This is a genomic window from Clostridioides sp. LIBA-7678 (assembly GCF_056716065.1).
This window is the reverse complement of record NZ_CP196987.1, coordinates 2,079,684-2,094,098: the sequence shown is the minus strand read 5'-3', so window position 1 is coordinate 2,094,098 and position 14,415 is coordinate 2,079,684. Positions and strand designations below refer to the sequence as shown.

Annotated in this window: 17 protein-coding genes; 7 read left to right on the top strand and 10 right to left on the bottom strand. The window is 26.6% G+C overall.

Annotation, left to right across the window (positions count from 1 at the left end):
- Positions 1-27 precede the first annotated feature (27 nt).
- The 5 genes from ACTG46_RS10105 (at position 28) to ACTG46_RS10085 (ending at position 4,644) form a co-directional block, all read left to right on the top strand.
- A complete protein-coding gene (locus ACTG46_RS10105) occupies positions 28-1,626 on the top strand; it encodes a recombinase family protein (protein ID WP_479924052.1) in 1,599 nt (532 codons plus the stop codon).
- Between the two features lie 194 nt (positions 1,627-1,820).
- On the top strand, positions 1,821-2,621 hold the full coding sequence (locus tag ACTG46_RS10100; protein WP_054270340.1) for an ABC transporter permease: 801 nt from the start codon (positions 1,821-1,823) through the stop codon (positions 2,619-2,621).
- A gap of 377 nt (positions 2,622-2,998) precedes the next feature.
- On the top strand, positions 2,999-3,133 hold the full coding sequence (locus ACTG46_RS10095) for a hypothetical protein (RefSeq protein WP_054270339.1): 135 nt from the start codon (positions 2,999-3,001) through the stop codon (positions 3,131-3,133).
- 150 nt (positions 3,134-3,283) lie between these two features.
- Positions 3,284-3,721 (top strand): deoxycytidylate deaminase, encoded by a 438-nt coding sequence (locus tag ACTG46_RS10090; protein WP_074178160.1) that lies wholly within the window; start codon positions 3,284-3,286, stop codon positions 3,719-3,721.
- 140 nt (positions 3,722-3,861) lie between these two features.
- Entirely contained in the window at positions 3,862-4,644 is a 783-nt protein-coding gene (locus ACTG46_RS10085) for an N-acetylmuramoyl-L-alanine amidase (RefSeq protein WP_479924051.1), read from the top strand.
- 143 nt (positions 4,645-4,787) lie between these two features.
- On the opposite strand, the gene ACTG46_RS10080 is transcribed toward ACTG46_RS10085, so the two are convergent.
- The 3 genes from ACTG46_RS10080 to ACTG46_RS10070 all read right to left on the bottom strand — a co-directional run bounded on the left by ACTG46_RS10080 (position 4,788) and on the right by ACTG46_RS10070 (position 6,349).
- Positions 4,788-5,138, bottom strand: a complete 351-nt coding sequence (locus tag ACTG46_RS10080; RefSeq protein ID WP_054270337.1) for a hypothetical protein — start codon at positions 5,136-5,138, stop codon at positions 4,788-4,790.
- Between the two features lie 2 nt (positions 5,139-5,140).
- Positions 5,141-5,524 (bottom strand): YtxH domain-containing protein, encoded by a 384-nt coding sequence (locus ACTG46_RS10075; RefSeq protein ID WP_054270336.1) that lies wholly within the window; start codon positions 5,522-5,524, stop codon positions 5,141-5,143.
- 441 nt (positions 5,525-5,965) lie between these two features.
- Positions 5,966-6,349, bottom strand: coding sequence for a PBECR3 domain-containing polyvalent protein (locus tag ACTG46_RS10070; RefSeq protein ID WP_054270335.1), 384 nt, complete (start codon positions 6,347-6,349; stop codon positions 5,966-5,968).
- Between the two features lie 348 nt (positions 6,350-6,697).
- Here ACTG46_RS10070 and ACTG46_RS10065 point away from each other — a divergent pair, with 348 nt between their 5' ends.
- A complete protein-coding gene (locus ACTG46_RS10065; protein ID WP_074178158.1) occupies positions 6,698-7,189 on the top strand; it encodes a prolyl-tRNA synthetase associated domain-containing protein in 492 nt (163 codons plus the stop codon).
- Between the two features lie 118 nt (positions 7,190-7,307).
- Here ACTG46_RS10065 and ACTG46_RS10060 read toward each other — a convergent pair whose 3' ends face one another.
- Entirely contained in the window at positions 7,308-8,042 is a 735-nt protein-coding gene (locus ACTG46_RS10060) for a class I SAM-dependent methyltransferase (protein ID WP_479924050.1), read from the bottom strand.
- 345 nt (positions 8,043-8,387) lie between these two features.
- Between ACTG46_RS10060 and ACTG46_RS10055 the strand changes: the two genes are divergently transcribed.
- Entirely contained in the window at positions 8,388-8,963 is a 576-nt protein-coding gene (locus ACTG46_RS10055) for an ABC transporter substrate-binding protein (protein ID WP_407811752.1), read from the top strand.
- Positions 8,964-9,092: 129 nt separating this feature from the next.
- On the opposite strand, the gene ACTG46_RS10050 is transcribed toward ACTG46_RS10055, so the two are convergent.
- From ACTG46_RS10050 to ACTG46_RS10025, 6 genes are all read right to left on the bottom strand, one after another.
- Positions 9,093-10,334 carry an ABC transporter permease gene (locus tag ACTG46_RS10050; RefSeq protein ID WP_479924049.1) on the bottom strand — a complete coding sequence of 414 codons (1,242 nt, stop codon included), beginning with the start codon at positions 10,332-10,334 and terminating at the stop codon, positions 9,093-9,095.
- A gap of 20 nt (positions 10,335-10,354) precedes the next feature.
- Positions 10,355-11,221 carry an ABC transporter ATP-binding protein gene (locus ACTG46_RS10045; RefSeq protein ID WP_054270330.1) on the bottom strand — a complete coding sequence of 289 codons (867 nt, stop codon included), beginning with the start codon at positions 11,219-11,221 and terminating at the stop codon, positions 10,355-10,357.
- Positions 11,222-11,259: 38 nt separating this feature from the next.
- On the bottom strand, positions 11,260-12,021 hold the full coding sequence (locus ACTG46_RS10040) for a hypothetical protein (RefSeq protein WP_479924048.1): 762 nt from the start codon (positions 12,019-12,021) through the stop codon (positions 11,260-11,262).
- Positions 12,018-12,533, bottom strand: a complete 516-nt coding sequence (locus ACTG46_RS10035; RefSeq protein ID WP_074178152.1) for an RNA polymerase sigma factor — start codon at positions 12,531-12,533, stop codon at positions 12,018-12,020. The genes ACTG46_RS10040 and ACTG46_RS10035 overlap by 4 nt, the downstream gene beginning before the upstream one ends.
- Positions 12,534-12,887: 354 nt before the next feature.
- Positions 12,888-13,409, bottom strand: a complete 522-nt coding sequence (locus tag ACTG46_RS10030) for a PadR family transcriptional regulator (protein WP_479924047.1) — start codon at positions 13,407-13,409, stop codon at positions 12,888-12,890.
- A 54-nt stretch (positions 13,410-13,463) separates the two neighbouring features.
- The gene (locus ACTG46_RS10025; RefSeq protein ID WP_479924046.1) at positions 13,464-14,312 is read right to left on the bottom strand and encodes a sialate O-acetylesterase; all 849 of its coding nucleotides are present in this window, start codon (positions 14,310-14,312) and stop codon (positions 13,464-13,466) included.
- Between the last annotated feature and the right edge of the window lie 103 nt (positions 14,313-14,415).

The window sequence follows — 14,415 nt, the reverse complement described above, 5'->3', positions numbered from 1 at the left end:
AGCTCGAATTTATAGGAGGTCTTAATTTTGAAAGCTGCAATTTATTCAAGAAAATCAAGATTCACTGGGAAAGGTGATTCTATAGAAAATCAAATACAACTATGTATGGATTATGCCAAATCTATTGGTATAGAAGATTTTTATATATATGAAGATGAGGGCTTTAGTGGTAGTAATATAGATAGACCACAATTTAAAAAAATGATGCAAGATGCCAAGGACAAAAAATTTAATTATCTAATTTGTTATAGATTGGATAGAATTTCGAGAAATGTATCTGATTTTTCTACTTTAATAGAAAAATTAAACAAACTAGATATATCGTTTATATCTATTAAAGAACAATTTGATACCTCTACTCCAATGGGAAGAGCTATGATGTTTATATCAAGTGTATTTGCTCAATTAGAAAGAGAAACCATTGCAGAACGTGTAAAAGATAATATGTATGAATTGGCTCGTAGTGGTAGATGGCTTGGCGGCAAAACACCTCATGGATTTAACAGTGAAAAAATCACTTTTTTGGATGAAAATCTAAAAGAAAGAAGTATGTATAAACTCCAAGTAAACGATGAGCAAATAGAGATTGTAAAGCTAATATATAATAAGTACTTAGAATTTAGGTCCTTATCAAAATTATATAAATATGTCTATCACAATAGTATAAGAGGTCCTCATGGTGGTAAATTTGACCCTAGCTCTTTATCTAGAATACTTAGAAATCCAGCATATGTAAAAGCTAATGATGAAATTTTAAAATATCTCAGAGACAATGGTATGGAGGTTATAGGAACTCCAGATGGAAAATGTGGAATATTGACATATGCTAAAAATACATCTGATTCCATAGCTGCAATTGCAAAGCATCTTGGAGTTATAGAACCTGAGATATGGCTTAAAACACAAAATCAACTGGATAAAAATCGAGATAAAGCGCCTAGAATAGCAACTGGTAAAACTGCTCTTTTATCTGGTCTTATAAAATGTGGTAAGTGTGGTGCTAATATGAGAATCACTTATAAAGGTAAAAAAACTGATAAAGATTTAAAATATTATTATGTATGTGGAACTAAAAAAACACTTGGTGTTGATGGTTGTAACTGTAAAAATCTTAATGGTCCATTAGTTGAAAGTTTAGTTGTAGATAAAATTAAAAATTGTGATTTAGAATCTATCATAAGTGCATTTGATAGTAATAAAATCAAGATTGATTATGCCTTTAATGATTTACACTCCGAGACTGATTTACTTAAAAACAAGGTTTTAGAGAAGGAAAAACTTATTAACAATTTAATTAAAGAGCTTGCAAAAAATACTGGCAGTATCGCTTCTGATTACATAATTTCTCAAGTTGAAAGTTTAAATAATGAGATTAGTATCTTAAAGAGTAAGATTGATGACTTAGAGTCTAGTGATATAAATACTAGTAGTGATTGTTTTAATTTGGACATTATTGTTAGTAATTTGAAGAAATTTAATAATGAAGTTGATAATGCTAGCCTAGAGGATAAGAGATTATTATTGTCTACTATTATTGATTCTATTATTTGGGATAGTAGTTTAGGAGACCTTAACATTATTTATATGGGTGCTGAAATAGATGATTCTGTTTCTTTAAATAATTAGTTGCACTTTCTTAGTGATAGTAGAAGCAATAAGCATATCAGATAAGGTTGCAATATTATCTAAAAGACCTGCTACCATAAAAAACATTTACGATATTGAACTTAATATGGATGGAACAAAAACGCCTCTCAAAACACGTAAAGTTCCGGATTTTCAAAAGTATTTCGACATATTATGGAAGGAGCTAGATACACATGAGGCTTAATAAAAGATCTGAAGGATATATAAACTATGTTAAAGGTGTAAAAAGAGAAAAAAGAAATGTATTGTTCTACCAGTTATTAATTCTAATTGGTTTTATCATAGTCTGGGAACTTCTAGCTGACTTAAATGTTATAAATACATTTCTATTTAGCAAACCAAGTGATATTTACAATTTATTTATTCAGTATGCATCTAGTGGACAGTTATTTAAGCATATTGGAATATCTGTATATGAAACTGTCCTTGGTCTTGTTATAGGGACTGTTTTAGGTATCTTGGTAGCAATTGCTCTTTGGTGGTCAGAGAAATTATCAAAAATATTAGACCCATTTTTGGTAGTTTTAAATGCTCTTCCTAAGACTGCTTTGGCTCCTATAATTATAGTTTGGGTAGGTGCTGGAATAGAAGGAATCGTCGTAACAGCTGTAACTATTTCGGTTGTTGTTACTATACTTTCAGCTTACAATTATTTTATGAATATAGATGAAGAGAAAATTAAAATGCTAAAAAGTTTTGGAGCAAGTAAATCTCAAATACTTTTTAAACTTATACTACCTGCAAATACAGGAAATTTGATAAATTTAACTAAGATTAATATTGGTATGGCATGGGTAGGTGTAATTGTTGGAGAGTTTTTGGTTTCAAGATATGGAATAGGATACTTAATAGTATATGGCTCTCAAGTATTCAAATTAGATTTAGTAATGATGGGCGTATTTGTATTGGCTATCTGTGCATGGGCAATGTACGCTGTAGTTAATATTATAGAAAAAATATACAATTCTAGATAAGTAAAATTTTATTCAAGATATTTGATTATTTTAGTGATTATAATAAGGAATGATTTCTTATAAGTAATCATTTTTCGAAATTAAAGAGATACATTTTTAATAATTAAAGCTGTAGGAATATTTGTGAAGATATAAGACAAATTTACCTACAGTTTTTAGTGTGTAAATAAGAAAGTAAATAATAAAAAAGATTAAATAATAATTATTTAAGTGATAATTTTAAAACTTACTGAATATAATTATATGTCGGTTAAAGACGTATGAAAATAAAAGGAATTTAGAAGTTACATGTTGTATAAATATTGTATATGCAGCATGTAATAAATCTTAGCACTATTTATATTCTATACAAAAAGATATTTGAAGGGAGATTAAAAATGGGAATATTAGAGGGAGCTGCAATGATAAGAAAAATTGCAATTAAAATAGCTAAAGAAAAAGGGATTACAGAGCAAAAGGCATGGCCTGAAGCTGTAAAAGAATTTAAAGAAAAATATGAACTTCTATTATAAACCTTGATTATAAAACTGTCTCGATTTTATTGAGACAGTTTTCTTATTTTAAATTGCTTTGTTTCTAACATATTTATATATAAATTTGTTTTTAATACTATTTTTAAGGTATAAACCTTATATATTAGATATAAGTTTGGAGGGATTAATTTGGAAAATAAAATTGAAAATAGATGTTCATGGCAAGAATATTTTATGAGATTATGTGAGACAGTAGCTGAAAGAGGTACTTGTGATAGAGCCTATGTAGGTGCTATAATTGTAAATTCAGAAAATAGAATTGTATCTACTGGTTATAATGGTAGTATTTCTGGAGATAAGCATTGCAGTGAAGTTGGTCATGAGATGAGAGATGGACATTGTATTAGGACAATTCATGCTGAACAAAATGCTCTTTACTATTGTGCCAAAGAAGGTATCGCAGTTAAAGATTGTTCCATTTATGTAACTCATTTTCCATGTTTAAATTGTACTAAAGCCATAATTCAATCTGGAATTAAACATATATATTATAGAAATGGATATAGAATGGATGAATATGCTATAAAATTATTGAAATCAAGCAATGTATTATATACAAAACTATAACTTTAATACATTTTACCTAAATACTCTATGAATTTACAAGATATCTTATATTAAATCTATAAGACATAAAAAGAAACAAATTTCTAAGTTATGCATATATTAAATAGAGGTTAAATTTAATTGAAAAGGAGATGCATAGCTTGAAAGTAGTAGTAATACCAGGGCATACTTTAACTGGAAAAGGTACAGGAGCTGTTGGATATATAAATGAAGGTAAAGAAACAAGAATAATGAATGACTTGATTGTCAAATGGCTTAAAATGGGGGGAGCTACTGTTTACACAGGAAGAGTTGATGAATCAAATAATCATTTAGCAGACCAGTGTAAAATAGCAAACAAACAAGAAACTGATTTAGCTGTTCAAATTCATTTTAATGCAAATGTCACAACTTCAGCTCCAGAAGGTACAGAAACAATATATAAAACTAATAATGGGAAAATACATGCAGAAAGAGTAAATGCTAAATTAGCTACAGTATTTAAAAACAGAGGAGCAAAATCTGATGTTAGAGGTCTTTATTGGCTTAATCATACTGATGCACCAGCAATATTAATAGAAGTATGTTTTGTAGATAGTAAGGCAGATACAGATTACTACATTAACAATAAAGATAAAGTTGCTAAATTGATAGCAGAAGGAATATTAAATAAATCTATATCAGATTCTCAGGGGGTAAATAAAGTGTATGAAAATGTAATAGTTTATACAGGAGATGCTGACAAAGTAGCAGCTCAGATTTTATACTGGCAATTAAAAGATGCTTTAATGGTTGAAGCATCTAGTTATAAGCAAGGTTTAGGGAAAAAAGTTTATGTTATAGGTGGAGAAGCTAATAAACTTGTAAAAGGTGATGTAGTAATAAATGGTGCTGATAGATATGAAACTGTTAAATTAGCATTAAAACAAATAGATAAATTATAAGAGAATGATTATTTTATAAAAATCTAATAAAAAGATGTATCTACTTGTTAGTTTATTAATTAATAGATACATCTTTATTTATTCATATTAATTTTATCGATAAATTATTTTCTGTTTTAATAATTTTTTCATTAAAACTAGAATTATTTTTTATCTAAAAAAATGTTTTTGATTATAGTCAATATATCAACTATAACATCCATATTTGATTTGACACTGTCTTTAGTAACAAGAAAATCTGCTGTAACTTCAGTAACTGCTTCGGTTACATCTTTCATATTTTCTCCTACTTCTCCAAAATTCTCTACAACACTAGGAAGATTATTTAAAGTTGTATTTATATTTTGTGTATTATCATTTAAAACAGTTCCAACATTACTTAAAATCTTATGTAATTTAGCAAGTACAATAATTAAATAAACTAAAGCAACACATCCAAGTATAGCTAATAATATATATATTATACTTATATTGATTGTTATTGTATTGTTCATTCCTATTCCTCAGTGACACTAACTGGTTCAACAATATCTATTATTTTATCTTCCTCATTAGAATGCTCAATGTTCTTTTTAGTATCTATATACTTTCTTATTTTTTTCTTTGACTCCATAAAATTTCCTCTTCTATCTTCTAGCTTGTTAGACATTTTATCTTTTACATCTACTGTTTTAATATTTATTTTTTCAACAATCTGTTGTGAAGCATCTTTTATGTCTTCTCTTGTTTCTTTTCCTGATTTAGGAGCCAACAATACTCCACTCACTGCACCAGTAACTGCTCCTAACACTACACCAGCTGTAGCAACTTTAGCTTGCTTAACTTTTTCAGCTCTTTGTTTAGCTTTTCTCTTATCTTCTATTTTCTTTGATAAACTCATATCTAATCGCCCCTTATTATAATATTTCTAAATATTATAATACATTTTTTTCCATAATGATATAGTTTCTAACTAAATTTTTAGAAACTAATACAAAAAATACTTTTTTATAGATATATGATTATTCATATTATTCCATAAATCACATTATATGAATATCTAAGAAATTATTTAGGATAAAGTAAGTATTCTTATACTTCAAATCTTTTATATAAATTTACTTAATAGTTCAAAAAACAATAAGAGAGGAATTAATCCTCTCTTTTAAATGTAATTAGATTTGGCAGGGCGGCGTATCCTGCATCTCTATTAACTACTCCATAGTAGCGTATTGGGTGCCCTTTCCAACCTCAAATCTAACTAATAAATATCTACATATATATTAATATTATAACTTATTTAACAATATTTTTCAATAGTTTCAAAAATAATAATATTATGTTAACTTTCGTATTGTTTTACTCTTCCACTACTAATTCTACTTTCTAATTTCGCTTCTTTTATAGCATATAGTGAAGATACATATAAATATCCCTTTTTTGTATCTAGTTCTGTAGCCACTAAAATATAATCACCAATTTTTTTTATAAACTCCACACTTTTTCCAGGCTTTTTAGGATGACTGCCTATATATTCAGGAGATTTGAGTACCATTTTTATAGTATCTATTATATCATTAACAATATCCTTACTTAATTGACACCTATGTTTTTTCTTTATATGTTTTATAACACCAGAAGAAGCATAAATTTTACCAGTATATTCAATTCCAGCAAGTTCTGCAGTTTCTTCATCTATGATTCCAACAACTTTGTCTGTAGACATATAAAGCACGTTCCTTTCTAAGGTAATTTACTGTTAATACTGTAAAATTTATTAAAATTAAATATCTCTATTTAAAGTATAGTTTATTCCAAAAAGAAAAGATAGTATAATATAGTTTTTTCATATGTGACTTTATATAATCTCTTTTTATATAATTTATAAATAGTAAATAATGTTCTTTTTACAAGTATTTTTAAAATTTTTTAACTTTATAGAATTATATTTGTACATTAGAGCTTTATCTAAAAGCAAATAATATAGCATTTACACACCATAAAACGTTTTCTTTTGAAGTTTTATGTGATAATATTGTTTATATATAAAATAAATTTCTAATAGGAGGATATTATGGATACTCAACAACAAGAAGTATATAGAAAATTGGATGAATTAAATATACCTTATGAAGCTGTAAATCATCCACCAGTTTATACAATTGAAGAAATGGAACAATTAGAAACATTACATATGGAATTTGTTGTAAAAAATTTATTTCTTCGTGATGCTAAAGGGAAAGAACATTTTTTAGTTGTACTAGGTAAGGATAAAAAAGCAGATTTAAAAGACATTCGTCAACAAATTGATAGTAAGCCTCTTAGTTTTGCATCAGAAGAAAGACTTCAGAAATACTTAAAACTTACTAAGGGAGCTGTAACTCCTTTTGGTATATTAAATGATACAGATGCTGTTGTAAAAGTTGTATTTGATAAAGATTTATTAAAAATGGATAAAATAGGTATACATCCAAATGACAACACAGCTACTGTGTTTTTGAAATTTGAAGACATGAAAAAACTTATAGAACAAAATGGAAATGAAATATATTATGTAGAAGTATAATTATTACTTACTAGAAAAGGCAAAAGAAATCACTACTTTTGCCTTCTTTAAAAAATACGATTAATCTTTCAGCTTAGCATTTAAAATTTTCTCTATAAGCTAAATTAACTATTCTTTACTATCTTTTTCTTGCAGTCACAAGTAACATCATAGGTCTGCGTAATTCATCTTTCATTTCAGGAATTGTATCTAATAGTTTTTCTTCTGGTTGAGGTTCGATTATTTCTAATATTTCAAATCCAGTTTTATTTAAAGTATTTAGATAAGTTGTCAGTGTTTTATGATATTTTATAACTTCTTCTCCTAAAAAATTAGATTTACGTACTCCTTCTGTAAAATATCTATCAACTGGCCAATGAAGATGATTACCATCCTTGTCACAATACCATTCTTGAGTTCCATATGCAGTGAATATAGGATGTTCAACAGAAAATACGAACTCACCTCCACTTGAAAGGCAGTCACTTATTTTATTACATATATCTTCAAATGATTGAATATAATGTAGTGCCAAAGAACTAATAACTATATCAAAACTATCTTTTGGAAAATTAATATCTTCAATAGGCATACATATGTATTTTATATTATCAAATTTTGTTTTGTTTCTAGCTTCTTTTAGCATTTTTTCTGAAATATCAATTCCAACAGCAGAATCTGCTCCATTTTCAACTGCATATTGACAGTGCCATCCAAATCCACAGCCCAAATCTAAAACGCGTTTTCCTTTAAATTCTGGTAACATTTTTTTTAAAACATGCCATTCTCCAGCACCTGCTAGACCGTTTATAGAACGTTCCATTTTACTGTATTTATCAAAGAATTCATTATTATCATATTTATTTTGTTTCATATAATTTCCTCCATTTTAATTATGTTTTCCAGTAATACTCAAGTAATTGCAAAATATAAAGTTAGGTTATTTCATATAAAAATAATCTAACTTTATATATAAATTCTTTTCGTATAAATTAGTATTTATATATAGTACTCTAGAATAATATTATTTTAATTTTACCCTTTAAATTATAAATAATCAATATAATTTACCCAAGATTAAGCATTGTTTAAAACATAAAACTTAAATTTATTTTTAGGTTTTTGTAGAAATTGAATAAATATAGATACATTTTTGTAACAACTACAATAAATATTTAATATTATATATTATTCGGATGTCTTATGGGAGGTATTTATTATGTTTAAAAAAATAGTTGCAATTGCAAGTTCTGTTGTTATAGGCACGCTATGTCTAACTGGATGTGATTTTAGTTCCAATGATAAAAAAGATGACTCTTCATCTAAAAATCTAGATAAGGTAACTATAGCAGAAGTTACTCATTCCGTTTTTTACGCTCCACAATATGCTGCTATTACAAAAGGTTTTTTTGAAGATGAAGGTATAAAAATCGACCTTATAAATACTCAAGGTGCTGATAAAACTATGGCAGCTTTGATTTCAGGTGAAGCAAATGTAGGTCTAATGGGTCCTGAAGCATCTATATATGTATATAATCAAAATAAAAATGATTATGCAGTGAACTTTGCTCAATTGACTAAAAGAGATGGAAGTTTTTTAGTAGCTAGAAAAAAAATGTCTAATTTCTCTTATGATGATTTAAAAGGAAAAGAAATATTAGGTGGCAGAAAAGGTGGAGTTCCACTTATGACTTTTGAATATGTTCTAAAAGACAAAGGACTTACTATAGGAGAAAATCTAAAAGCAGGTAATGTTAATGTAAGAACTGATGTACAAAAATCAGTATGTTTATAACATAAACTTATAATCTCTAAACTACATATTTTATAATTGCTCAACTTAAATACAAAACTTCAAAGCTTGAATATACAGAAATTAACTATAATTTATTTCTGTATACTCAAGCTTTTTATGTTATATAGTTTAATTAACTTGGTGTTTTTTAAAATTATTTTTAGTAAAAGGTAAGAAAATAATTGCAAGTACTAAACATGTAAAAATAATCATAGTTGGTAAATCTATTATCAAATTACCAATCTTGTAATCTATATAATTGGCAAACGAAAATGAAATAGCATTTGATGGCAAAATTCGTAAAATCAGATTATAAAGTTTGTTGGTTTCACTATATTGTAAAAATATCGGTACGAAAAGTATTATTATATTTGTAATTAAAACTGGAAAAGGTGATTTCATGCAAGAAGATAATAAAAGTGTAAAACTAATTAATGCTATTAATATAATATAAATAACTAATATGCTTAGTAATGTTGCCTGTAAAAGTGTATATGGATATGGAACTGAACTAGTTGTAAGTTGTAATGGTAAATTCCATCCATCCATTCCAAAAGACAGAGTGAGTATTCCAACACATACAATTGTGTTTATAATAAAAATAATTGTCCCAAATAAAAAGGAACTTATTATTTTGGCTGTTATAACTTTACTTTTTCCATATTTAGAAGATAATATCACTGAATCAGTACCTGATTGATATTCTCCTGAAAATACAGAAGCTATACTTATACAAATAGCTAATATAGTAAAAATCAGTAAATCTCTCGATAATATGAAATAATCCCAACCTTGATAATATCCATTTAAATAGGGCTCACTTATTTCCTTATTCTTAGATAACCAAAATTCCTTTTCTTTTTGTGTATAATTTCCATCTGCATATTCCATATTTAAGATTGTATTTACTTTTTCATTTCTAGACTTATAAAAATCAATGCCATTCTTTAGTGACATTGTTCTAATTATAGAGGAATCAAAATCATTAGGCTTACTATATGACTCTATTATAAAACTGTAAAAACTCTTACTAGGATAAAAAAATTTCCAATAAATATCTGGTTTAAAATCTGAAAAACCACTTTCATCTTTTATAATATTATCTGGATTATTAAACATTTTTTGATATTCTTTAACTGAGTTTTCTACTTTTTTATTTGTTATGTACCCATCATTTAATTTAGATTGTTGTTTTTTTATTTCAATGGCCTGTAGACCTCTATACTCTTTTCCATTCTCATCATTAGCTTTTTCTTGAAGTGGCATTAAAGAAAAAAGGATTATGCTTAAGGCTAGACTTCCTAAAATAACTGCTATTGTAGACTTTCTCTTTATTATTTTTTTTAATTCAAATTTAATTAATGTAGGCATACTTATCTCCTTATATATATTTATAGTTCCTCATTAATACAATATAAATACAAATCTTCTAATGTTGGTTTCAAATTACATGCATTATCATGTGGTTTTATATCACTTATAATTCTAAGATTTACGACTCCTCCAGAATGATGAATATTTGCTAAACAATATCTATCAGACATATACTCTACTTCATTTTCATTAATTACACATTTCCATACTTTATCTTCTATTTTTGAAGTTACCTCTTCAACTGAACCAGTTAAAATGAATCTTCCTTTTTTCATTATTAAAATCTTATCTGCAATATGTTCTACATCAGATACAATATGAGTAGATAAAATAACAATTTTCTTTTTAGAGAATTTTGAAATCAAATTACGAAATCTAACTCGTTCTTTAGGGTCTAATCCTGCTGTTGGTTCATCTAATATTAAAATTTTAGGGTCGTTAAGTAGTGTCTGAGCAAATCCTAGCCTTTGTTTCATCCCTCCAGAGAATGTTTTTATTTTTTTATTGATTACATCTGATAAACCAACCATTTCTAATAATTCTTGTGTTTTTTTCTTTGCATGGCTAGGTATCAATCCCTTTAATGAAGCTATATATAGCATAAATTCTTTTGCAGTAAAATCTGGATAATATCCAAAGTCTTGAGGAAGATATCCAATCATATCCCTAAAATCTTCTCCCATATCCAAGTTATTTTTACCATCTATCTTTACTTCTCCAGATGATGGACTTAATATCCCACAAATCATTCTCATAAGAGTGGTCTTTCCTGCCCCATTTTCTCCTAAAAATCCATATATACCTTCATTCAATCTAAATTCTATTTTATCTACTATAACTTTGTTATTATACTGTTTTGTTAATCCTTCTACACTTAGCTCCATACTTATTCCTCCTGATACTGTATATTCTTATTTTTTTCTTACACAATAATATTTTCAAACGAACGAATATGTCTCCATGTTTTTCTTATTTCATAAATTAATATTACTGATGTGATTATAAAAACGATTAGCCATTGGTTTATTGATTCAAATTGATATATACTTTTTCTAAAAGTACCTAGTGTAAATATCAATAATACAAGAGATACACCATATATCATACAATAATAATTCGTATTTTTACCTTTGTTTCTATTTATAATTTCCATACATCCTATACACATTAAGTTAAAGGGCACTAGTATATAAATTATTATATACAGTACATTTAAATTAATAATTTGTTTTGCAGATATCAAGACAATAAGCATAAGCAACAAATCACTTATTCCAAATACAAGCATTCTTATAGCAATAATTTTGTGTAGTGTATTTTTGGTTGAAAATTCTATCTCTAAAATACTACTATTATATACTTTTGCTAACTCTTCTATATTAGTTAATATGAGAAGTGGAAATGTTGCGGAAATCAAGGATAAAGTATTGTAAAGTGAATTGCTATCTCTTGATGTACTAAATAAAAATAAGCATATTATACACAGTACTAAAAATTGCATAATCCAAGTTATTTTTCGTATAAAGCCAATTTGAGAGATAAAAAATTCTATACTATTCATTCTTTTATCTGCATTATTAAATGTTAATTCATGTATAGCTTTAACCGTTTTTTCAATTGCTGAAACATCATATTTTGGAACTTTATATTCAAATAGACTTTCTTTAAGTTTTTTATTATTCATAATTTACCTCCTTCCAAATATAATTTTAGTTTTTTTAATGCTCTATTCATTCTATACTTTGTGACAGAGACGCTTGAACCCATAATCTTAGCAATATCCTTAAATTTTAAATCATGATAATATCTTAAAATTATCACTTCAAACTCTACTTCTGGTAATTTAATCAAAGCTTCTTTTACAAATATTTTGTTTTCAACATCTGCTAATTCTTGCTTTGACATCTCTTTATCTAATGACTCTAAATATATAGGTTGCTTTTTCTTCCATAAGTCCTTACACTTATTTTTTGCAATAACATATAAATAGTTTTCAAACTTACCATAATGTTTATAATCACTTATATTTTTTATAACTGTTATAAATACATCTTGGGTTAAGTCTTGTGCAGTCATTTGATTGTCTACATGGCGATAACAATAACAATAGATGCTATCATAGTATTTTTTGATTAGAGTATCAAATAATTCTTTTTCCCCTGCTTTTATTCTTGATATAATCCGAGCATCATTCACTATTATCACCTCCGTCATTATATATAACGATTTATACTATAAAAAAGTCAGTATAAAAAAATTAATTTATTATTTTATAATTATTTATAAATACAATTATATTAAAACTATTTATACCATTAATTAATACTCAAACAATTTTATTATATCAGATGTCATACTTTTCATCTTAAGTGTCTGTAATTCAACGATTAATAACTTTATATTTATAAATTTTATTTACATAGTATAAATATCTTTTAACATCTTATATAATAAAAAGACAGATATGCAATTGGAAATTATCTGCCTTATTTTAATCTATATATCCTACATTTATATAAAGTATATATGTAGATTTTTTTATTATTAACATCAATCTTTAATATCATTTAGTAACTTCTCAAACCATTCAATATTAACTAAATGGTGAGAACGAGAATTTTCTAGCATCCTATTAAAATAATGTGAATTTGTTTTGTTATTTTCTATGGATTCATTTAATAGAGAAATTCTTACTTGAGTTTGCTTAATTTGCGTTTCCAACAATTCTATTAACTTTTCATTTTTATAATCATTGGCAAATAACAGTGTTGCGTAAAATGATAGATTTATATACTCTGTTTTAGAACCATACTTATACATTAGTTTTTCAAATTCTTGACATCCAGGTTCAGTAATTATATAGTTATGAGTTTCTCTACTTTTATTAGATTGTTTATTTTCAACTTTTTCAATAAACTTTTTTTCTTCAAGTTGCTGTAAATTATAATAAAAAGAACCTTTAGTGAAATTTACTATGTACTTGTAATGCTTCTTCTCCATTAATGCTAACAACTCATATCCATAAGAATTTGGATTTTGTTTTAATAATCCTAAAATTAATAATGGTATCAAAAAATCACCTCTTTTTTCAAGCTATATTTACTAATATATTAATGAATATTTTATCTAATTATCATTAAGTTTAATAAGTTTAGATTCAAACTCATCATATGATATCTTTCCTAGTGCCAAGTCCATACTATTTATATATATTTTTTCTGTTTTTGTATATGTCTTGGAATTACTTGGTATTATCAACTCACTTTCATTAGCTAATGCTTCCATAATATGCTTTTTATTATAAAAAGCTTCAAAATAACGTAATCCAAATTTTCTTTGAGATATTGCATCAATATGAATACCATCAGGATTAGATGTAAGGCCTGTTGCTGTAACAAAGTAACAATTATCTTGTTCAAAAGCAAATTTCTGTAACTCTTGATTGATAAATACGTACTCAGTACAACTTTTCCCAAAACCTACTTTTCCTAAGAAGTCTCCCAATCCACCAATAATAATTGGCATATCTGGAATATTTAATTCTTTTCTAAGAGCTTCAATAATAGAAAGTAATTTTTTATAATAAAATTTATAGTTGCCATTATTACTGTCACTTTCTCCTTGATGCCATAAAATTCCTGTCAATTCACTGCTTTGCATGGCAAATTTAGCTTCACTTATAGCATGTTTAAAAAGTATACCATCTATATTCCATTCATCTAAGGAACTGCCTCCTTCAGCACAAGGAATTAGCCCAATTCTATTCTCTTGATTTTCACAACACCATGCATTTGCAAATGATGCAGCAAGACTTACCCCAGAAACTGGTCTGTCATAATTAATAGGTTCTGTCATCATTTGCCATCTTCCATTACGTAACATCTGTATTCTTTCATTATAAATTGGAGTCACTTCACTTATGAATCCTCTTCCAGCCATATTGGACTGTCCTAACATTAAAAATGATTTAATCATTGTTATTGTCCTTTCTTAAACTCTTATTGTATTTATTTTCCATAGTAGTCTAATTAGACTATCTATGTTTATATTATAGTCTAATTAGACTATAAGTCAATAA

Excerpts from the sequence above, each read along its gene's own strand:
- ACTG46_RS10100 (WP_054270340.1), top strand. The coding sequence starts at position 1,821 with ATGAGGCTTAATAAAAGATCTGAAGGATATATAAACTATGTTAAAGGT.
- ACTG46_RS10095 (WP_054270339.1), top strand. The coding sequence starts at position 2,999 with ATGGGAATATTAGAGGGAGCTGCAATGATAAGAAAAATTGCAATTAAA.
- ACTG46_RS10080 (WP_054270337.1), bottom strand. The coding sequence starts at position 5,138 with ATGAACAATACAATAACAATCAATATAAGTATAATATATATATTATTA.
- ACTG46_RS10075 (WP_054270336.1), bottom strand. The coding sequence starts at position 5,524 with ATGAGTTTATCAAAGAAAATAGAAGATAAGAGAAAAGCTAAACAAAGA.
- ACTG46_RS10070 (WP_054270335.1), bottom strand. The coding sequence starts at position 6,349 with ATGTCTACAGACAAAGTTGTTGGAATCATAGATGAAGAAACTGCAGAA.
- ACTG46_RS10065 (WP_074178158.1), top strand. The coding sequence starts at position 6,698 with ATGGATACTCAACAACAAGAAGTATATAGAAAATTGGATGAATTAAAT.
- ACTG46_RS10060 (WP_479924050.1), bottom strand. The coding sequence starts at position 8,042 with ATGAAACAAAATAAATATGATAATAATGAATTCTTTGATAAATACAGT.
- ACTG46_RS10055 (WP_407811752.1), top strand. The coding sequence starts at position 8,388 with ATGTTTAAAAAAATAGTTGCAATTGCAAGTTCTGTTGTTATAGGCACG.
- ACTG46_RS10050 (WP_479924049.1), bottom strand. The coding sequence starts at position 10,334 with ATGCCTACATTAATTAAATTTGAATTAAAAAAAATAATAAAGAGAAAG.
- ACTG46_RS10045 (WP_054270330.1), bottom strand. The coding sequence starts at position 11,221 with ATGGAGCTAAGTGTAGAAGGATTAACAAAACAGTATAATAACAAAGTT.
- ACTG46_RS10040 (WP_479924048.1), bottom strand. The coding sequence starts at position 12,021 with ATGAATAATAAAAAACTTAAAGAAAGTCTATTTGAATATAAAGTTCCA.
- ACTG46_RS10025 (WP_479924046.1), bottom strand. The coding sequence starts at position 14,312 with ATGATTAAATCATTTTTAATGTTAGGACAGTCCAATATGGCTGGAAGA.